General features: G+C 61.0%; 20 protein-coding genes. 10 read left to right on the plus strand and 10 right to left on the minus strand.

Annotated features, from left to right (window positions below; genetic code table 11):
- Position 1: 1 nt before the first annotated feature.
- The 5 genes from AB3X96_RS21715 to AB3X96_RS21735 form a co-directional block, all read right to left on the minus strand.
- Entirely contained in the window at positions 2 to 1,837 is a 1,836-nt protein-coding gene (locus AB3X96_RS21715) for a peptidase S10 (protein WP_368591324.1), read from the minus strand.
- 525 nt (positions 1,838 to 2,362) lie between these two features.
- Entirely contained in the window at positions 2,363 to 2,731 is a 369-nt protein-coding gene (locus tag AB3X96_RS21720) for a DUF2784 domain-containing protein (protein WP_368591325.1), read from the minus strand.
- Positions 2,732 to 2,805: 74 nt separating this feature from the next.
- Positions 2,806 to 4,479, minus strand: a complete 1,674-nt coding sequence (treA, locus tag AB3X96_RS21725; protein WP_368591326.1) for an alpha,alpha-trehalase TreA — start codon at positions 4,477 to 4,479, stop codon at positions 2,806 to 2,808.
- Positions 4,480 to 4,841: 362 nt separating this feature from the next.
- A complete protein-coding gene (locus tag AB3X96_RS21730) occupies positions 4,842 to 5,642 on the minus strand; it encodes a transporter substrate-binding domain-containing protein (protein WP_368591327.1) in 801 nt (266 codons plus the stop codon).
- A 211-nt stretch (positions 5,643 to 5,853) separates the two neighbouring features.
- Complete coding sequence (locus AB3X96_RS21735) at positions 5,854 to 6,609, minus strand: DeoR/GlpR family DNA-binding transcription regulator (RefSeq protein ID WP_368591328.1); 756 nt, start codon at positions 6,607 to 6,609, stop codon at positions 5,854 to 5,856.
- Between the two features lie 80 nt (positions 6,610 to 6,689).
- Between AB3X96_RS21735 and AB3X96_RS21740 the strand changes: the two genes are divergently transcribed.
- A complete protein-coding gene (locus tag AB3X96_RS21740) occupies positions 6,690 to 7,289 on the plus strand; it encodes an NUDIX domain-containing protein (protein WP_176111506.1) in 600 nt (199 codons plus the stop codon).
- Here AB3X96_RS21740 and AB3X96_RS21745 read toward each other — a convergent pair.
- Positions 7,272 to 8,006 (minus strand): haloacid dehalogenase type II, encoded by a 735-nt coding sequence (locus AB3X96_RS21745; RefSeq protein ID WP_368591329.1) that lies wholly within the window; start codon positions 8,004 to 8,006, stop codon positions 7,272 to 7,274. The genes AB3X96_RS21740 and AB3X96_RS21745 overlap by 18 nt on opposite strands.
- Before the next feature lie 219 nt (positions 8,007 to 8,225).
- Here AB3X96_RS21745 and AB3X96_RS21750 point away from each other — a divergent pair, with 219 nt between their 5' ends.
- Complete coding sequence (locus AB3X96_RS21750) at positions 8,226 to 8,672, plus strand: SRPBCC family protein (protein WP_368591330.1); 447 nt, start codon at positions 8,226 to 8,228, stop codon at positions 8,670 to 8,672.
- Between the two features lie 116 nt (positions 8,673 to 8,788).
- On the opposite strand, the gene AB3X96_RS21755 is transcribed toward AB3X96_RS21750, so the two are convergent.
- Positions 8,789 to 9,481 carry a CBS domain-containing protein gene (locus tag AB3X96_RS21755; protein ID WP_176369360.1) on the minus strand — a complete coding sequence of 231 codons (693 nt, stop codon included), beginning with the start codon at positions 9,479 to 9,481 and terminating at the stop codon, positions 8,789 to 8,791.
- A gap of 524 nt (positions 9,482 to 10,005) precedes the next feature.
- Between AB3X96_RS21755 and AB3X96_RS21760 the strand changes: the two genes are divergently transcribed.
- Entirely contained in the window at positions 10,006 to 10,173 is a 168-nt protein-coding gene (locus tag AB3X96_RS21760; RefSeq protein ID WP_176110689.1) for a hypothetical protein, read from the plus strand.
- A 10-nt stretch (positions 10,174 to 10,183) separates the two neighbouring features.
- Positions 10,184 to 10,363, plus strand: coding sequence for a hypothetical protein (locus AB3X96_RS21765; protein WP_176111502.1), 180 nt, complete (start codon positions 10,184 to 10,186; stop codon positions 10,361 to 10,363).
- Between the two features lie 121 nt (positions 10,364 to 10,484).
- Here AB3X96_RS21765 and AB3X96_RS21770 read toward each other — a convergent pair whose 3' ends face one another.
- On the minus strand, positions 10,485 to 12,119 hold the full coding sequence (locus tag AB3X96_RS21770) for an NADP-dependent glyceraldehyde-3-phosphate dehydrogenase (protein WP_368591331.1): 1,635 nt from the start codon (positions 12,117 to 12,119) through the stop codon (positions 10,485 to 10,487).
- Between the two features lie 767 nt (positions 12,120 to 12,886).
- Here AB3X96_RS21770 and AB3X96_RS21775 point away from each other — a divergent pair.
- The 3 genes from AB3X96_RS21775 to AB3X96_RS21785 are packed head-to-tail and all read left to right on the plus strand — an operon-like array spanning position 12,887 to position 14,788.
- Positions 12,887 to 13,327, plus strand: coding sequence for a hypothetical protein (locus tag AB3X96_RS21775; protein WP_368591332.1), 441 nt, complete (start codon positions 12,887 to 12,889; stop codon positions 13,325 to 13,327).
- Between the two features lie 21 nt (positions 13,328 to 13,348).
- Positions 13,349 to 14,437, plus strand: coding sequence for a hypothetical protein (locus AB3X96_RS21780; protein WP_368591333.1), 1,089 nt, complete (start codon positions 13,349 to 13,351; stop codon positions 14,435 to 14,437).
- Between the two features lie 45 nt (positions 14,438 to 14,482).
- Positions 14,483 to 14,788, plus strand: a complete 306-nt coding sequence (locus AB3X96_RS21785) for an acylphosphatase (protein ID WP_368591334.1) — start codon at positions 14,483 to 14,485, stop codon at positions 14,786 to 14,788.
- A gap of 58 nt (positions 14,789 to 14,846) precedes the next feature.
- On the opposite strand, the gene AB3X96_RS21790 is transcribed toward AB3X96_RS21785, so the two are convergent.
- A complete protein-coding gene (locus AB3X96_RS21790; RefSeq protein ID WP_368591335.1) occupies positions 14,847 to 15,662 on the minus strand; it encodes a class I SAM-dependent methyltransferase in 816 nt (271 codons plus the stop codon).
- A 304-nt stretch (positions 15,663 to 15,966) separates the two neighbouring features.
- Between AB3X96_RS21790 and AB3X96_RS21795 the strand changes: the two genes are divergently transcribed.
- The gene (locus AB3X96_RS21795) at positions 15,967 to 16,239 is read left to right on the plus strand and encodes a hypothetical protein (RefSeq protein ID WP_013093856.1); all 273 of its coding nucleotides are present in this window, start codon (positions 15,967 to 15,969) and stop codon (positions 16,237 to 16,239) included.
- Between the two features lie 86 nt (positions 16,240 to 16,325).
- Here the strand turns inward: AB3X96_RS21795 and AB3X96_RS21800 are convergent, their stop codons facing one another.
- A complete protein-coding gene (locus AB3X96_RS21800; protein WP_368591336.1) occupies positions 16,326 to 17,231 on the minus strand; it encodes a cation diffusion facilitator family transporter in 906 nt (301 codons plus the stop codon).
- 515 nt (positions 17,232 to 17,746) lie between these two features.
- Between AB3X96_RS21800 and AB3X96_RS21805 the strand changes: the two genes are divergently transcribed.
- Positions 17,747 to 19,018, plus strand: a complete 1,272-nt coding sequence (locus tag AB3X96_RS21805) for an MFS transporter (RefSeq protein WP_368591337.1) — start codon at positions 17,747 to 17,749, stop codon at positions 19,016 to 19,018.
- A 120-nt stretch (positions 19,019 to 19,138) separates the two neighbouring features.
- On the plus strand, positions 19,139 to 20,068 hold the full coding sequence (locus AB3X96_RS21810) for a LysR substrate-binding domain-containing protein (RefSeq protein ID WP_368591338.1): 930 nt from the start codon (positions 19,139 to 19,141) through the stop codon (positions 20,066 to 20,068).
- Positions 20,069 to 20,176 lie beyond the last annotated feature (108 nt).

Genomic DNA, 20,176 nt, shown 5'->3' on the forward strand with positions numbered 1-20,176 from the left:
ATCAGGGCGCGGCCGCCGCGACCGCCTCGCTCGTCGGCGTGGCGGCGGGCGCTTCGTCGGCCCACGGCTGCGGCAGCGTCGCGAGCGTGAGTGCGCCCGCTATCGGCGTGCCGCCATAGAAGGCCGCCAGATCCGCCTTCATCTGCGGGCGCGCCACGTCATCCAGATAAATCATATGCCCGCCCTGGAAGAAGTTGACCTGCAGATTCGGCGTGAGACCCTGCACCGTCTTCAGTCGCGCGAGCTGCTTCTCGGTATTGAAGAACGGCGTGGCCAGATCGTGATAGCCGTTTTCCGCCAGCACCTTCAGTTGCGGATTCAGCTTCAGTGCGCCGAGCAGATCGGGGATCGTGTCGGGCAGCGGCTGACCGCCGTGCGAGAAATTCCACGCCTCGATGACCGCGTCGTTCAGCGGCATATACGCGGCGTTCGGTGCGGTGTAGCCGAGGTAATCCGGCATCTGCGTGGCCAACGCATTGGTGAACGGCAGCGAGATCAGGATGTCCGACGGGTCGCCGTCGCTCTGCAGGCGCGGGTCCGAGTTGGGCAACGACACGCGACCATCGTAGCGGCCGATCGTCGAGCCCGGCACCAGCGTGATGTTGAACGGATTGATGTTGAAGTAACCCTGCATCGCCTGCAACGTGAGGCCGGATTCGGCGTCCCAGAACTTCTCGAGCCACGTCGGCGGGAAGTTCGGCGGTCCCGCGTAAGTCGGCGCGCCGAGCTGGCTCAACGTCCAGTACAGCGAATAGTTCTTGAACAGGTTGTAGTTGGCGGTCACGAACGCCTCGCTGCGAAGCGCGTAAGTCGCCTGATTCACTGGCGCGGGCGACACCTGGTTGTAGTACGCCGCGACCTGGGCATAGCCCGGCATGTAGCCGCTCAACGTATCGGTTTCGAGCGCGAGCTGATTGGGCGAACCCGTGATCGCCACCGCCTCGATCGCATCCGCGAAGTAGTTCAGGATCGAGGACTGCAGCGTGATCCCTGTGAGGTGCACGCCGGCCGATTCGAGCGCGAGCGCGAGGATGTCGGTGCGAGGCGTGCCGTACGATTCACCGTACAGATAGATCGGCGAGCTGCTGCGCGAATTGACCGTCAGGTAGCGGACGATGAAGTCACGCATGATGTTCGCGTCCGCATCGGTGCTCCAATAGGTCTGGTTGGTGTTCGGCAGGATCGCCTCGGAGAGGCCCGTGCCCGGCGGATCGATGAACACGAGATCGGTCGTGTCGATCAGGCTTTCGGTGTTGTTCACGAGCGGGTAGTTCGGCCAGCTGGTGCCGTTCAGCAGCGGATCGGTGGTCGCGACGCGCGTCGGCGCGAACGATCCGAGCCGCAGCCAGATCGACGAAGAGCCCGGCCCGCCGTTATAGACGAACGTGACGGGACGCGGTTTGCCATCCGTGCTCGGCGCCGTGTAGGCGACATAAGACATCGTCGCTTCGGGTGCGCCGCTCGTCAGATCCATTGCGGTCAGGTGGCCGGTGGTCGTCGTGTAGTTGATGGTGGTGCTGCCGGACGTCCATTGGTAATGCATGATCGCCGCTTTCTCCGCGACCAGTGACGACGCAATGCCGGACGTCGCGCTCGTCGAATAGGAGGTGAGATCGGTGTAGGGCTGATTGGCGGACGGCGTCTGCGGCGCGGATGCGGCTTGCGCCTGCTTGGCGACCTGCGCCATGCTGCCTGGGACCGCCGACGCCGACGAACCTCCATCGCTGCCGCCGCATCCGGCGACGATCACGATTCCGAGTGTCAGCACGCTTAGCGCGGCTAGCCGGCCACGACGACGGACGCGGCCATCGTCGGTACTCCTTCTGTCTGGTTTCATCTCGTTCCCTGGTGAGTGATACCGCTACACAAAGGCCGCTTTTCGCCGGTCGCGCGCGTGGGAGATCGAATAACCCGCACCGCACTCGAAGGCACCCAGCGCTTGCATGGACAGCTTTTCCGAATTCATTAATTCAAATTGCTTGCGTTGATATTTCTATTTGCTTTCCAGAGTTACCGATTGAATGGGCAAAGGAATTTCCTGTCGATTTATCTCGACATTTCAAGAGAAATTTAAAATTGAATCTTTCCGGCGCTTACAGCAAGAGTGAAAATAAGATGCGAAATGACGTCTTGTCAAGGATGGAGCGGTGATTATGCTATTCGGGATAAAGATGGTCTGTTAGCGAGCACCGGTGCGGTCGCGGCGGCTTGGCGCGGAAAAATGCTGTCCGGATTTATCCGCATTGCATTGGATTTTCGTGGGAAAGTCGTCGGAATTAATTGCGTTTGAAAAATAGAATTAAATGGTAAATTTAACCGGTGGAAACGTATCCTCCATCGAATTAAAAAGGCGATATTCGAGTCACGCCCGTGGCCGAATTCGATACCAGGTAAGAATCACCGCCAGCAAGAACGCGACATAGGCGACCACGAACACCCACGGTGGAAAGTCGTAATACAGCCAGGCGCTTACCCACCGCTGTATGAAGCCTTGGGGACCAGCCGTGCCCGTGCGCAGATAGTCCTCCAGCACGGTCAACGGGCACGGCACATCGAGCACCGCGAGCGTCGCGACGATACCGATCGCGAGAACATGCACCGTCCGAAACGCGCGATTGCGCGCCCACGGGAGTCGCAAACCGTGGGCGATCCAGATCGCGAATAGTCCGCCGACGATAAACACCACGATCAGCGCGTGCAGCACGAGAACAACATTGGCGAGCCAGATCATTCTGCTTCCACTCGGGATGTGTCTGGAATCATCAGGCCAAGCTCAGTGCACCCGCCTGACCATGCCGCGGCGCCTCACTGCCCATTGCCATACAGATCGAGCAGCATCAACGTCACACCATTGGTCCACCCGAAGCCGTCCTGCAGCGGATACTCGCCACCCCCGCCGCCGCCTTCCCCCGCACCTTCGACGACGTACTTCTCGACGAGCTTCTGCTGCGTGTTGTAGACGTTCTGGACGTCCGCGAGAAAGCGCGTGCCGATCGACTGAGCGAGATCGGTGCGTCCGTAGCGCTTGAGGCCCTGAATCGCGATCCAGTGCAACGGCGCCCAGCCGTTCGGTGCGTCCCATTGCTGCGTGGTGTTATAGATCGAGGTCGCAAGGCCGCCTTGCTTCAACAGCACGTTCTGCACGGTCTGCGCAGTCTTCCACGCGCGCTCGGGCCACGCCACGCCGGCCATCAGCGGATACAGCATCGCCGGTGTCTGGTTGTCGCGTGACTTGCGGAGTTGCCAGTCGTAGTCGCCGTAGTAGCCGTTGCTATTCCACAGATAACGGTTGATGCCTTCCGCGCGACGCGCCGCGTAGCCGATGAACTGCGCGACGCAATGGAAGTCGCGGGTCGCCGAGCAGCCGCGCGCGATCGTCGTCTCGAGATGGAATAACAGGCTGTTCAGATCGACTGGGATGATCGATGTCGTGCGCACCGTGGCGAGCGTCTGGTTGTCGCCGAACCAGCGTGAGCTGAAATCCCAGCCGCTTTCGGCGGTCGCGCGCAGATCGCGGTAGACCTGGTTGGCCGGCCGGCCGCTCGCCTGCGCGGTGTGCACGTCCTCGAGATAGGACTCGTCGCGCGGCGTGTCCAGCTCGTCCCAGTAGCGGTTCAGCACGGTGCCATCGTTGAGTACGACGACATTGCGCGTCGCGCCGCCGCGCGGCGTGCTGGCCGAACCCTGCATCCAGTACGCGTACTCCTTGCGCAGCTCGGGCAGGTACTTTTGATAGACCTTATTGCCTTCCTTTTGCGCCGCGAGCTCGACCATATACGAGTAGAACGGCGGTTGCGAGCGGCTCAGATAGTACGTGCGATTGCCGTTCGGGATATGACCGAACGTGTCGATCATGTACGCGAAGTTGTCGAGCATATCGTCGACGAGATCTTCACGTCCGGACTCCTGCAGCCCCAGCATCGTGAAATAGGTATCCCAGTAGTAGCCCTCGCGAAAGCGGCCGCCCGGCACGACGTACGGTTTGGGCATCGGGATCAGCGAGCTGTAGTCGGGCGCGCTCGTCGTCGTGCGCGTGAGGCCGCTCCACAGCCAGTCGATGTGCTCGCGCAGACTCTGATTGGGCGGCGGCGTGATGCTCTGATCGGGCGGGGGCGTGAAGTACTGGCTGACGAATTTCTGCAGCGAAAAGCCGGGCTGGTTCTTCCGCGTTTCGTATAACTGCACGATCGCGGCGGGACTGCCATTCGGCGTCGAGTCGACGAACGTCTTCTGGTCGTTGAAGATCTGCGCGGTTTGCACGGCGACGAACAGATCGCCGTACAGGATGTCGGGCGCGGGCGGCAGCGCGGCGCCCACCTGGGTATCGGCCAGACAGCTCGCGGATGCGAAGACGAGCGTGGCGATGCACGCGATGCCGAGCGTGATCGGCGAACGTCGCGGCACGAAGTGCTCATTTAAGCTGGGAAAGAGATGCGCGTTGGATGCGGTCCTGCTGCGAGACAGTGATTGAGTGCTCATGATGCCTCCAAGGTTGTGGGCATGTCACTGGTCTCTTCGCACGCCATTCGACGTCGTCTCCCGACGACATGCGAGTCCGGCACGAGGTGGCCGGATCAATGGCCCCGAAAGCATCGCACGCTTTCGAAGCATCAGGCAACTGCGGCGCAGCACATCCTGTATGCACTCAGCATGAAGATCGAAACGTGATGAACGAAGGGGGAAGATGCGCGCAATCGCGTATTTGCGCGTGCTTCGTGATTCGAAGCAATGGAAGCGATGCGCGCGAGCGATTCCGCGAGAAAAGCCGCTCGCGGAGCAAGCGACGTACCCGCGTCGACCATTCTGCAGGCCGGCGCGGGTACGGGAGAACAACGAGAAATTTACTGCGCGAGAGACTGCGTCACGTCCGTACCGAACCAGTGCATCGAGATCTTCTTGAGCGTGCCGTCCTGCTTCATTTGGGTCAGCGCATCGTCGAGTGCTTTTGCGAACTTCGGATTGTCCTTGCGGAACGGGATGCCCATTTCCTGGTCGGCGCCTTTCAGCACCGCGCCCGTACGCAGCGGCAATTGCGAGTTCTTGATGATGTAAGGCAGCATCAGCCGGTCGTCGATGGTCGCGTCGATACGCTTGGCCGCGAGATCGCGCAGCTTCTCGGGTGCGCCCGGATAAGTCTGCACGTTGATGCCGGGTACTGCGCGCGCCATCTGGTCGTAGTTGGTGCCGAGCGTCACGCCGATCTTCTTGTCGCCCTTGAATTCGTCGAGCGATTTGAACTCACGCTTGTCGTCCGCGCGTTGAATCAGCTGCGCGGCCGAGTACGTGTATGGCTGGCTGAAATCAAGAACCTGTTTGCGTTGCGGGGTAATGGTGACCTGATTGATGATCACGTCGAATTTGCCACTCTGCAGCGCCGCGATAATGCCGCTCCACTCGGTCGGAATGAACTCCGGTTTCACCCCGAGCTTCGCCGCCACGGCTTTTGCGACATCGACGTCGAAGCCTTCCAGTTGACCGTCCTTGTTGCGCGAGTCGAACGGCGGATAGGTGCCTTCGAGACCGATCTTCAGGACTCCAGCCTGTTTGACCGAGTCGAGCAGATCTTCGGCATGAGCCGCGATTGCGGTAAAGCTGAAGGCGGAGATGGCCAGCGCGTTAATCAGCAGCTTCGAAAGTTTCATTGAGTGTCTCCTCTGTACTTGAGTATCAGGCTGCACAACGCAACGATTTCATCATCGTGTTCACACGCTCGACTGTCTCGTTTCGTGGATCATGTCGGGGTGCGGCGTCATCCTAGCACTCCAAAAGTCGTCTGTTTTATCTTTGTTCGGAGGCGGTGGAGCGACGCTTCGAGCCCACGATGATGCGAATCAGTCAATTCGTGAAGACACCCTACGCCCTCACCACGGTCACCCCGGCCGCTTCAATCGGCTTCGTCAATTCCGCGCTGGTCTTCTTCTCGACCACGATGGTCTGCGCGAGCCTGATATCACCGATCACGAAGCGCGACGCGGCGTTCAGTTTCGACGACGACGCGAGCACGACCGTCTCCGCCGCGCGCGCGGCGAGCGCGCGCTTGATCGCGGCTTCCTCGAAGTCGCCGGTGCTCAGCCCTGCGCTCGGATGCACGCCGGTCACGCCCATGAAGTACAGGTCGGCATGGATGCGCGAAATGCCTTCCATTGCCGCGGCGCCGACGGCCACGATCGAATGCTTGTAGAGCCGCCCGCCGATCAGGATCACTTCGACGCAAGGATGCGCGGCCAGCGCCGTCGCGACGCTCGGGCTATGCGTGACGATGGTCGCGTGCAGATCGGCCGGCAGTTCCCGGACCAGTAGCGCCGACGTGGTGCCGCCGTCGACGATCACGGTTTGCCCCGGCGCGATGAGCTCGACCGCTCGCCGCGCGATGCGCCGCTTGGCGAGCGTCTCGATGTCCTGACGCTGCTCGAATGACGCGAGCGCGGCAGACGCCGGCAACGCGCCGCCGTGGACCCGCTGCAAGCGCCCCTCAGCGGCCAGTTCGCGCAGATCACGGCGGATCGTATCTTCCGACACGCCAAACGCCACGCTCAGCTCGCCTGCGAGCACCTGCCCGTTGCGCGCGAGCTCGTCGAGGATCGCTTTCTTGCGTTGGGTGGTCAACATTGGTTTGCACGAGATCACTTGAAATTGCACGAAGTTGCACGATAACATGAATCATTGTCGATGATCGACAGGAGGGCAACATGACTGCAACGAAAGACCGTGTTCGCATCGTCGCTACGACCTTGCTGTCGGACGACTGGTACACGCTGAAAAAGGTGACGTTCGACTTCCTGCGCCGAGACGGCACATGGCAACGCCAGAACCGCGAGACCTACGATCGCGGCAACGGCGCGACGATCCTGCTGCACAGTCCGCGCACCGGCAACGTGATGCTCACGCGACAATTCCGCATGCCCGCGTTCGTGAACGGTCACGACGGCATGATGATCGAAGCGCCGGGCGGATTGCTCGACGACGCTTCGCCGGAAGAGCGTATCCGGCTCGAAGTCGAGGAGGAAACGGGGTATCGCGTCGGCGCGGTCCACAAGATTTTCGAGGCCTACATGAGCCCGGGGTCGGTGACCGAAAAGCTCCACTTCTATGTCGGCGAGTACGAGGCGTCGATGCGCGTCCACGATGGCGGCGGCGTCGAAGATGAAGGGGAAGATGTCGAGGTGATCGAAATGCCGTTGCAAGCCGCGTTGCGAGCGGTCGAGGCAGGGGAAATCGTCGACGGCAAGACGATCATGCTGTTGCAGTACGTCGCTCTACGTGGGTTTGCGTCAGCGCGGGCAGCCTAGTTGCGTCGCGAGTTCGTGCAGATCGCCGACAACGAAGTCCCATGCCTCGTTCGCCTTCAGATCGCTCGTCTGCTGAGGGCCATGCTCGGTGGGCCGCAGCACGAACGCGGTGCTCAGACCGACGCGCCGGGCGGCGGCGAGATCGTTGTTATGTGCGGCAACGAGGCATAGCTCGCGCGGTGCGATGCCGAGAATTTCCGCCGTTTCGCTATAGACCCGCGGCGAGGGCTTGTAAGCGCGGACGACTTCGGCGCCGAGAATGGCATCCCAGGGCAGACCGGCACGCTTTGCGATGTCCACCATCAGTCGAATGTTGCCATTCGATAGCGGCGCGATGATGAAGCGCTCCTTCAGGCGGCGCAATGCATCGACGGAATCGGGCCACGGGTCCAGCCGATGCCAGGCCAGGTTCAACTCATCGATCTCGGGCTCGGTAACGTCGACGATGCCGAAACGCGTCAGCACCTTGACGAGGTTTTCCCGGTGCAGCACGTCGAGTCTTACATACGGTCTGCGTCCGCTACGCACTTCTTCCATCGCAGGCGAATACTCGCGTCGCCACGCGTCCGCGAAATCGGATGCGTCGAGATTCGGTGCGTACCGCTGCAGAAACGGTTGCGCTTCACGCGCGACGCCGCTTCGCCAGTCAACCACGGTTCCGAAGACATCGAACACGAATGCTTTGATGGTGGTTTGGCTGGTAGAGTCGATGCCCATGATCGTCCTTGGCGGGTATGGCGGGAACAATCCATCTTAGGCGAAGAGAAAGCACGCGTTGCTAGCATCGCGGTGGAGTGTACAAGGCTCGTAGTGAACGAGGAGCCGCAGGTGCTGAGAGCCGTCCAGGGTTTTGCCTGGTCTCGCGCGTGTCGATTCCCGCAGCGGCGGCCCGTCGTGACAGTATGTTCAACCCCTCCAGTGAATGGCACACTCATCATGGCTACCGGAACCGTCAAATTTCACCGTGTTTTGCGCACGACGCCCGAGCGTATCTATCGAGCGTTCCTCGAACCCGCCGCGATGGCGAAATGGCTGCCGCCGTATGGTTTCACCTGCGACGTGCATCAGATGGAAGCGCGCGTCGGCGGCACCTACAGGATGTCGTTTCACAACTTCGGCTCGGGCAAGGGTCACTCGTTCGGCGGCGAATACCTCGAATTGGTGCCGTTCGAAAAGATCCGCTACTCGGACTATTTCGACGATCCGAATCTGCCCGGTCAGATGCATACGACCGTTTCGTTGCGGCAGGTGTCGTGCGGAACTGAACTGAACATCGTGCAGGAGGGCATCCCCGAGATGATTCCGGTCGAGATGTGTTACCTCGGCTGGCAGGAGTCGCTCGCGCAGCTTGCGAAGCTAGTCGAGCCGGAGATTCCGGACTGACATTCAATACCAGTCGCTTGCTGCGTCATCCAGCAAATGTGCGAGCCCGGCGCGGTCCGAAACCGCGCCGCTCGCACTCAATCAGGGAAGGTTCGGCACTTTGACGGGCGCGCCGGCTACATCGTCGGAATCACACTCGGCGACTCCAGATGGCTCTCCACCCGCTTGATGCCGGGCACGTTTTCCGCGGCGATGCGGATCGCGCGCTTCTCCTCTTCGGATTCGATGATGCCCCACAGATGCGCGACGCCGTCCTTGACGAATACACCTTGTTTCGCGAGCCCCCAGCGCTGTCCGTGCATCTCGCGCACGATTGCGTCGCGCAGGCTCGCATCGTCGTGCGAGCCCGTGTCGATTATCGGCTCGGCGGAAGCGAGCGCGCGGATGAGGTTAGAGCGGCTGACGATGCCGACGAGCTGCCCATCCTTCAGCACTGGCACGCGTTTCAGATGCCGGCGTTCCATCAGGTCGGCGATCTGGTGCAGCGGCATGTCTTCGGGAATCGAAATGACGTTCTCGCACATCACGTCGCCGACCACATGCCCATGTTCCTTGATATACCTCGCGGCCTGCTCGCGCGCCGACGACGACAGCAGTTCGAGCCACCATCGACGTTTGCCGTGCCCGGTGCCGTTTTCCACACGATGCAGCAGATCGCCCTGGCTGACGATGCCTATCACCTGCCCATTGGCGCCGAGCACCGGCATGCCGCTGATGTGGTGATCGACGAATAGCTTCGCTGCGTCGTGGATGGTCATATCCGGTGTGGCGGTAATGACCGAAGAAGTCATGATGTCGAGCGCGCGCATGTTCTTCTCCTGTGCGGGCCGCGACGGGTCCTCATCGGTCGCACGCGTCGCGCGAGGTCGGCAGACGCACCGGGGGACAAGGCCGCGGTGCTGAGGCGCCTTGAGTGTAGGTTAACTTTACCGGCTGGTATGCAACACAAGGCAGATCTTCCCGCTGCTAATGGGCTACGACAAAGTCGGCGCCGAACCATATTCAATACCTGATTAACGATAAGGTCGGTTTCAACCGGGGTGTCGCCTAGTGCGATGCAGCAATATTCGAGGTCGACACGGAGTGTAGGCGGCGAGCTGTGCGCGGAATCACCCATGCGATTTCGGCATTCGTCGTCGCAGCTAGCGCTTCTGAATTGCTGTCCCGGCGCGGCTTCCTACCGCTGGCATTCTTTAAGCTTGAATTAAGCGACGCGACCTACGCTTCAAACCGTAGCAGGAGAGGAAAACGGCGCGACGGAGTGCACCTTTCCGCCGAGCTACGCACGTAACAACTCGGGCATCCCCGGCAGAAAGAGGTTGAGATGATGTACTTGATTACCGATCTGAAAATGGTCGAAAGCTACGGTCGCATCAAGGCTGACAGCGGCAATGATGCGCTGCATGAGTTTGCGCTCAGCAAGGGCTTCGTCGACCTGATGGAGCTTGCCTCCGCCCGGCCCGCGTTCGCCAACGACTTGCTCGCTGTTCAACTGCAATAAGGAGACTGACGTGGCCATAACTTTGGGGCAGGCGCTGGTGCACGCCGAGCAGCTGGAAGTCCACGGCGTGATTTCCAAGACGTCGCAGGCGCTCATCCGGCTGATGCAGGAGTACCGAGCCGTAGTCGGCGTGGAACAATACGAGCAGGTTATCGAGGAAGCGGGCCTGGCTCATCCGGAGCCGCAGTGACCCGCTTTGCGCATCCTGAACCAAGAAAAAAGCACTACTTATGCGTGCGGTGCCGGCGGGAATTTGTGCGCATTCTCGCCGACACTGAAACCGCCAAACCTCCGAAAGCCGCACTTAGCCGCTAAAAGATAAAACCGGTGTTCACGAACTTCGAGTGATGATTCGTGACCATCGTGTCGAGCAGCGTCTTGTTCAAGTCGGTCTCCTTGGCTGCGACCATGGACCGGATCGAGAACGCGCGCAACGCATCGGTGACCGATAGCGTGCCTTCCGCGGAATCCTTGCGGCCGGCAAACGGAAAGACGTCGGGACCTCGCTGGCACTGGCTGTTGAGATTGACACGGCACACCTGGTTGACGAGAGGGTCGACCAGCGAGCCAATCTGAGCGGCGTCGGTGCCGAAAATGCTGACCTGCTGACCGTGGTCCGAAGTGATGACATATTCGAGCGGTGTATCGATGTGATCGAACGGCACGACTGGGATAATCGGTCCGAACTGCTCTTCACGGTAGAGCATCATCCCTTCCTTGACGGGGTACACCACGGCCGGATAGAAAAGCGTTTTGCAGAACACGCCACCACCTTCATTCACGACCGCCGCGCCTTTCGCTTTCGCATCGTCAATCGCCTGAGTCATGTAGGCTGTACGATGCATGCCGGGCAGCGGTGTAATGGACACACCCTTTTCCCACGGCATGCCAACCTTGAGATTCTTGAGCGCTGCGTTGAAGCGTTCTAGAAACGTATCGACGATCGAGCGGTGCACCATCAGGATCTTGAGCGCTGTGCACCGTTGACCATTGAACGACAACGTACCGAGCAGACATTCTTTCACGGCGAGGTCTATGTCGGCATCAGCCAGCACGATCGCGGCGTTTTTGGCGTCAAGGCCGAGAACGGCGCGGAGCCGATGCGACTTCGGGTGCTGCTTTTTCAGATGGTCTGCAACCTTGCTCGAGCCGATCAGCGCAAGCACGTCGATCTTTCCCGAGGCGAGCATGTGTGGCACGACCACCGCGCCCGGTGCATAAATCGTGTTGATGACGCCCTTCGGAAAAGCGGAGCGGAATGCCTCGAGCAGCGGGAAGAACAGCAGCGTGCCATATTGGGGCGGCTTGAATACGACGGTGTTGCCCATCAGCAATGCGGGAATGAGCGTCGCGAACGTTTCGTTCAGCGGATAGTTGTAAGGCCCCATGCACAGTACGACGCCAAGCGGTGTGCGGCGAATCTGGCCGATGGTGCCCTCGGCGATGACAAAGCGCGAGTTGCTATTGTCCAGCTCCTTTAGCGCCGAGATCGTGTCTTGCATATAGCTGATGGTGCGGTCGAACTCCTTCTGTGAATCGGCAAGGCTCTTGCCGATTTCCCACATGATCAGATTCACAATCTCATCGCGCCTGGCCGCCATCAGACGAATGAAGTCCTGCATGCAACCGATGCGCTGCGCGACCGTCATCGTCGGCCACTCACCGCGGCCGTGGTCGTAGGCTCGCACGGCGGCGTCGAGCGCGGCATCGCTCTCGACTTCGCCCATGACGGGATAACTGCCGATTACGACCTGTTCAGCGTCGCCGGAGGCTTGTCGCACGCAGACCGGAGATAGCACGGTCTTGCAGTTTCCATCCCATGCCTTCAGTTCTCCATCGACGAGCGAGACGCGCTGATGAATGGGCTCCGCCAGGCGGGCGGGCTCTGGAATATCGTCGGTGACTGGAAACAACTGCCGGAGGTTTTCGAAGTCGATACTTGCCACGTTTCGCTCCCATGTTCGTGCAGTACGCGGTAGGCGCAAGACACAGACAGAAGCATAGCTAATGGCGGCAGAGTTGGAGCCGAACCGTGTCCAACATCAATCAGGAGCGGCGGAAGCGTCCTCGAAACCGGATTCGATGAGATTCATCATCGTGGTCTGCAATTCGACCAGCGGTGTAGCAGTCACTGCAGTCGCTACCCCGTCGGATTTCGGGAGCAGTCCAACGAATGCCGCAATGCCGGTTCCGCATGCCGCTATGAATAGGGCGGCAGCCAGTACGGCTACACTGCCGCGCACCGCTTGCCTGGGAACGAAGTCCGCAAAACATCGCATGATGGCCATCTCCTATTGACGCAGCTTCTGCAAGCAAAGGCTGTGCCGACGCAGCGGGCTGCCCGGCAAGCGTGCCGCTGGAAGGCTGCATACGCGTTGGCTGCTCGCGCGACAGCGGCAACGTGGATTCGATGGTGGGATTCACCAGACAGTTTGAGCGGGCCCAGACGGTCCGAAACCAACACGTTCCCACTGAGAATCGGGCGCTTCGACCTTGACGGCAACGCATGCAACATCCTATGACAGGGAAGGACGGCAGCGAGTAAGCCTCGCGATAGTTCATTTATTGCGAAGTTCGACGCGACGCCTCTGCGGCATGCGCACGATTTACTGTTTCCTCCTACCGAACAGCTGTACTAACATCGAGTAACGGTTCGAGCACTGACGACCGGGCGGGGCCGGGAGGCAAATTGCCTCCTTCCTGGAGGACCAAGATGAAACAAAACTCGTCTCGGGAAATCGTCGAACTGCTGACCAAAGTAGTCGGGCGGGCCGCCATGCATGTGCCCAGGGGGCAGACCCGCAGGAGTGCGTCGAGAGCGATCGACCAGCTCGAAGAGATCAAGCGCAACGCGGCGTTTGCTCGCCAATATGAATCAGCACCGGAACCGCTACGCGAACTGGTGATGAGGCGGGCCGTAGAAGTCCATGACCTTGCGACTGCACAAGACTACGCGAGCGCCCTCAATGCCCTCAAAGCGGTAGTCGATTTCCTTTATCAACATCTGGTAGACGACTCCGGCTCAGCAACGCCACCGAGCAAACTGGCAAGCATTGATTTGAATGCCGTTCACAGGGCTCTTCAATTCGGAGGTCTTCCGGGACAGTCACAGCAAGACCCCGATGACGACAACCCGCCGCCAGTGCGTCGCTGAACTTGCCAAGGATAACCGCCGATGCTCTCGGGCCTATCGAAACTACTGGACAAAGCATTTATCCTCGGCTTCTTTTTGCCAGCCCTGCTCGGCTTTACAGGTTTTCTCGCAGCTAATGCGGACATCCCGCTGTTTGGCGATTTGCTGAACAAAGCGACCTCGGACAGCGAAAAGGTCGGCGGCTTGTTTACTTTCCTCATAATCGTATGGGTTCTATCGCTGCTCTTGATGGTGCTGAACAACTGGTTTTATCAGGTCCTCGAAGGATACAAATGGCCGTTCAATCGAGAGGCCTGGAAGCGCGATGAGCGCGACCGCCGCAATCGTCAGCTGGGCCTCATAGAACGCCTCCGTACCGAACTCGATACTGAGAACAGTACGATCGAGCGGCTCAAAGCCTCAAAGGAATCGTCGGAATACAGAAAAGCCGAATTGAACAGAGCCACCGTAAGGGCGAGGCTGTATCGCACTCAGGAGCGCAACGCGCGTGATTTCCCTCGCTATGAAAACCTCGTTCTTTCTACGGCCTTTGGGAACACGTTGCGTGCATTCGAGGGTTACTCGAGCGAAGTCTACAAGGTCGACAGCATATTCGTCTGGCCGCGTCTTCTTGCCGTCATCCCAAAGGACTATCAGGCAATCATTGCGGACGCGAGAGCTCCAGTTGACTTTCTGGTCGGACTCGTCGTTCTGGGTTCATTTACGTCCATCTTTACGTTCGTGCGAGCGCTTGACATCTGGCTTGCGGACGGGCTGGGCGGAAATTACGTGTTAGCCGATCTTTTGCAGAATGCCGCGATTGCGGCCGCTATTGCGGTAATCGCGTATCGGCTGGCGATTCTTGAGGCAAGAAGCTGGGGCGACGTTGTCAAATCGACGTTTGACCTTTATCTGCCGGCACTCGCCGAGCAGTTAGGTTTTGTTCTTCCGACGTCCCAGGCCGCGCAGCAGGAGTTTTGGGCCGCATGGAGTACCCAGTTCCGCTTTCATGCACCGGCAAATACCGCGTGGTGGACACGTGTCCAGCCGGCGACGCCACCAGCAACGACCCAGGCGGATTGGGAGGCGACAGACTCCGCAGGCGAAAGCGACGAGATGCGCGGAGGTTGAGAGGCAACTGCGCTGCCTTTTATTCAGCCTGGAGTTGCGTGGACCATGACACCACAGTTCGATACCGATTTGCGGACCAGACTGGTGAGAGTCTACGGTCGTGTGCAGGGGGTAGGTTACCGGCAGGCTTGCATCGAGGAGGCCACGGCTCAAGGGATCACGGGTTGGGTGCGCAACCGGATGGATGGTTCGGTCGAAGCTGTGTTGCAAGGGCGCGCTGAAGACCTCGAGCGAATTTGCGACTGGCTGGTTGACGGTGCGCATGGAGCGCTGGTGGACCGCCTGGAAATCAAGGAACTGTCGCCACCGGTAGCCAGGTTCGATGAATTCAAGCTGGCCGCGACGGTCTAGTTCGGGTCACGCTACAGAGTCCAAGCCGCCGGACATGAACGCTGGATATTCGAGCGCCCTAAGGCTTGACCGCGGAGGCCAGAACGCAGCTCATCGGAAGCCGCAGGTCCCCGTTATCGCTGCGATACGGCTCGGCGTCGCGTGCGACGGCCCGTTCGATAGACGCCAGCGCGGCCGGCGTTTGCGCGTGTAGCAACGCGGAAAACCGCACGCCGCCGCGCAGGAGTGCATGAAAAGGTGTATTGGGAGCATGAAGCACGAGCGTGAGGTCCAACTCCCGCATCTCGGGTTGGACGAACCCGGCATCGAGCAACATGTGCTTCGATTCCTGCCAATCGCTGAACCGGAAGAAGGCTGGTCCCGGCGGCAGGGGCACATCGGTCGTCCCGTGCTGCTCGATTGCCTTCAACACCATGTCGAAGCCCACCGCCTTATTCGGTGTCGCCCATTCCGTGAAGGCAATTCTGCCATCGGGTCGCAGTACACGAAGCGCCTCCGCGAGTGCGCGCTCGGGGTGCGCGAAGTGCAACATTCCGAAGCTGATCCCCACAGCCGAGAAGCTTTCGTCGGGAAATGGCAAATCCTCCGCGTCGCCGACGCGGAACTCGAGTGCCGGAAAGACGCGTCTCGCCTTGTCCACCATCGCAACCGAGAAATCCACGCCAGCGACATCCGCGCCGCACAGTGCGGCGGCCGCCGCGAGGTAGCCGGGGCCGCATGCGACGTCGAGAAAACGCGCACCCCGACCAATGCAGAGGGTCTCGAGAATTGCCTGGTTAGACTGCCCGGTCAAATCACCAAAATACTCATGATAGGCCTGCGCGACCCGCTCCCAACCTTCATGTTCGAAGGTGCTGAAGTCGAGTTGTCCCATGCTTACCCCCACCGGTTTTACACGTGTGCAACTTGTAGCGCACGACTATGTTCCTCGGAATCCGCATGTCTGGCTATCGGGGAAACAATTCAGGCGGGCGACACAGCAAACAAACGGATGTGTGGTGCGGCGCACAACTAGCGTCGTCTAAAGCCGCCAGACTTTCGCGCGCGGCGGCGCCGGCTGACGCATCCCGACGAACCGTGCGGCCTGGTTTCCGTGCGGCATCGTGCATTTCAGCGCCTAGGTCGCGAACCGCCTCACTTGCGCTAGACTGGCTCGAGCAACCGGAAGGAGACCAAGGATGATACGCAAGACGCTTAATGCCTCGCAGCTTCAGCAGGAGGTCAATCGGAGAATTCATCGACTGCAGGAAATCGTCGATGATGGCGTGAAGATTCGCGTGCCGCGGCCGCAGCTGCAAGAGGCTGACAAGACTGGCTGCAACTGGAACATGACCCACTTCGGCAATGCGATTGGCTTCGAGCGCGACATCGAGGGCGTACTGAAGGCCATGCGTGCGGAATACAACCTCAGTACCGAAGTCAAGGACACCGGCAATCCGTTCGGGGACTAGCCGCGACACACACCGATTCCTTGTTCGTTATTGATCGCGTGCGCATGTTGGAAACGGGAATGGCAACGCACGCCGGCAACGCGTCGTTACAACCAGCGCGGGTCGCGCGTAAACGCGACGGTCAACCAGCGGTCCGGGCCCGACTCACCGATAGCGCGCGAGATTCTGTCGCGGATATGATCGAGCTGGCGCACGCCGGCGTGCTCCATCGCCTCGGGCAACACGATATGCACCTCGACGAACAGGCCTCGGCCGACGCGTGTCGCGTAGTGCGAGTGCTTGACGAAGCCATAGTCGGCGGTCAGTTGTTGCATCAGGTCGCGCAACTCGTGCTCCAGATCCGGCGGCGTAATCAGCAACACTTCCTTGACCGCGCCGATCACGGTTCCGATCGGCATCGGGATCAGCACGAGAGTTAGCAGGGCCAGCACGCCGGGGTCGATGTACGGCGTCAGGTGGCCTTGTCCGATGCGTTCGAGCAGCCATGCAATCGAAAACGCCAGTAGCAGCGCCGAGCTGATGCACGCCGACATCAACCAGCTCTTGATGTCGAGGCCGATCAGTTCGGAGTCGATCACGCGATTCACGCGCCGTTCGCGCCAGAACATGAAGAAGCAAAACGCGGCGACCACCACGGCGTAGAAGACCCCCCAGCCGAATTCGAGTTCGCGGCCGCCGTCGAGCAGGCCTTTGACCGCGTTGATGAAAGCGTAAAAGCACAGCACCGCCAGCAGACTGCCGTTGAACACCAGCACGAGCGGCTCGATGTGCCAGAAGCCGTGCTGGAAGCGTCGACTGCTCTCCTGTTGAAGCAGGCGGGTGACGAGCAACGACAGGCTGCACATCGCGGCGTCGAGCGCGGAGAACATGCCGTCGAAGATGATCGCCAGCGAGCCGCTCAGAATCCCGACCGCGATGCCGAGTCCGGCGATCATCACGGTGCAAAGCAGCGACTGCTTGAGGATGCGTTGTTCGAGGTCCGTTGCTTTCATGATCCGAGTAACCGCCCGTGGCTGAAAGACGTTCAGAGGTGAGGGGAGTATATCGGGCGCGTATGCCCGGAATGTCGCGGCCACGCGCGAGCGCGCCGCAATTCGTCGGTAGCGGCCAACGTCGCGGGCCCGGTGCTCGATACGGCTAGCCAAAGCTATTCCAACGGCTTGCCCGCGCGCCCCCCCGCCCGCGGCACATCCGCGCGTCTACCCGGGCTTGTCCTGGGGTGCCTCCGCGCGCATCCAATTCACCCTATCTGCATACCGCCAAGCCTTACCCACGCTCGCCGCCGCGCTGTCCCTCGCGATTATTTGCGATTCACGAATACCGCATTCGCCGCTTGTCCCGTACCTGAGCCGCCGCACTTGGGCCAATCTTGGCCGCGTCGCTGCCGCATCGACGAAGCGCGGCACGACCCCCGTTGCTGAATTCGACGAACCCGGCGGCGCGCCGCGGCGCCAGCGAATGCCGTGCGCGCGCCAAGCGGCCGGACCACGGAGACATGGAGACACAGATGAAATCGAACGATTGGGACGTGGCCTACGAATGGAAGGCCGTCGTGCTGCTGGCCCTCGGCTTCGGCCTCGTGGGACTCGACCGCTGGCTGATCGCGCCGCTCTTTCCGGCCATCATGAAGGACCTGCATCTGACCGCGCAGGACGTCGGCAACTGCATCGGCATCCTCGGCTTGTCTTGGGGCATTTTCGCGGCGCTGATGGGCGGCATCTCCGACAAGATCGGGCGCCGCAAGGTGCTGATCCCGGCGATTCTGGCGTTTTCGCTGCTTTCCGGTTTCTCCGGACTTGCCGGCGGCCTGATGAGCCTGCTCGCGGTGCGCGCATTGATGGGCGTCGCCGAAGGCTCGTTCTGCCCGACCAGCTTCGCCGCGACCGCCGATGCGTCGCATCCGAAGCGCCGCGGTTTCAATCTCGGCCTGCAGCAAAGCGGCTTCGCGCTGTTCGGCCTCGCGCTGTCGCCGATCATCGCGACGCAGCTGCTCAGCGTGGTCACGTGGCGCTGGGTGTTCGCGCTGGTGTCGGTGCCCGGGCTGATTCTCGGCGTGCTGATGTTCTTCGTGATTCGCGAACCGAAAGCCGCGCCGCAAGCTAGGCCAAAGCGGCCCGCCTGCCCGGCCGAACGCGGCAATTGGCGCGACGTGCTGAAGAGCCGCAACATCCCGATCGCGATGGCCGCGCTTTTCTGCGCGATGACCGGCGTGTTCGTGCTCGGCGCGATGCTGCCGCTGTACCTGACCGAGTATCTGTCGCTCGACACGCAGCGCATGGGCGTCGTCGTCTCGGCGATCGGCTTTGGCGGCTTTATCGGACAGTTCGGTTTGCCGGGGCTGTCGGATCTGACCGGGCGGCGCGTGGCAAGCATCGTCGGCTTCGCCGGCACCGCGGTGATGCTGTACCTGTTCCGCGGACTCGGTGCGCAGCCGGTGCAGCTGTTCGCGGTGCTGTTCGTCGCGTCGTTCTTCACGCTCGGACTCGTGTCGCTGCTGTCCGGTCCGGTTGCGACCGAAGCTGCGCCGATCGGCATGATCTCGACGTCGATCGGCATCGTCGTCGGCGCGGGCGAGATTTTTGGTGGCGGCATCGCGCCGGCATTGGCGGGCTTCGTCGCGACGCACTTCGGCATTCAGAACATCCTGTGGCTGCCGATCTGCGCGGTGCTGCTCGGTATCGGCGTGAGCCTGCTGCTCGAGGAAACCGCGCCGGCCCGAGTGCGTCGTCACCGGCTTGCGCCGTCGCTCGACCTGCCGGCCAGCGAGCAACCGGAATGATGCGCTGCAACCGGTCGGCACAGCGCTCGACAACGAGGCCGTTGTCGCCGACTGGGCGGCGCGTTCACGCGCCCCAGCCCAGATACACTGACAGGCTGGACGAGTGGACAAGGACCCAGCATGGATCGTTTTCTGAGCATCGAGGCCTTCGTACGCGTGGCCGAGACGAGCAGCTTCGCCGAGGCGGCGCGGCAGTTGGGCGTGACGAGTTCGGTGATCACGACGCGCATCCAGCAGCTGGAGAAGTTCGTCAACGCGCCGCTCTTTCATCGCAGCACCCGGGTCGTACGCCTGTCCGAAGTGGGCGAGGCGTTCTATCGCGAATGCGCAGAGGTGGTCGGGCGTGTCAACGAACTGACCGACCAGATGCGCGAGTTGCGCGCGACACCGACCGGCCGCTTGCGCATCCAGATGCTGCCGGGTTTCGCGCTCGGCCACTTCGGCGCGCCGCTTGCGGAATTCAACCGACGCTATCCCGGCATCCAGCTCGATGTGATCGTCAACGACCGGGTGGTCGATCCGATCGAAGAGGGCTTCGACGTCGCCTTTCAGATCTTTCCGCCGATCGCCGAATCGCTGATCGAGCGACGGCTGTTCAAAGTGCGGCGTCTGTTCTGCGCGACGCCCGCGTATGTGAAGGAGCATGGCGCGCCGCAGCATCCGCGCGAGTTGCTGGAACACACCACCGCGCTTTATTCGGGCTACCCGTCGCGCAATCGCTGGACCATGACGCACGGTGATGAGGTAGTCGAAATGGAGCTGCCGGGCATGATCCGTTCGAACTCGGTGCATCTGCTGCGCGACTATGCGCTGACTGGCGGCGGCGTCGTCTGTCTGCCGACGCTGGTCGCGAGCGCCGCGCTGCTCGATGGTTCGCTGGTGCCGATTCTGACCGGCTACACGCTGTCGCCGCTGAACTTCGCGGCCGTGTATCCGGCGACCCAACGACAGGCGCTCAAGGTGAAAGCGCTGGTCGAGTTTCTGGCCGAGTACCTGGGTCCCGAGCCCGCGTGGGACCGGCCGCTGATCGAGCGTGGCTGGGTGACGTAAGGCTATTCACGCGGCGATTATTTGCAAAGTCCGAATGCTGTAATCGCCCGATCGCCGGTTGTGGCCATCCTGTTGCGCTTCTAAAGTTGAATCAAACGACACCCGCTT

The sequence above is a fragment of the Paraburkholderia sp. BR13439 genome, from assembly GCF_040948805.1.
Lineage (GTDB): Bacteria > Pseudomonadota > Gammaproteobacteria > Burkholderiales > Burkholderiaceae > Paraburkholderia > Paraburkholderia youngii.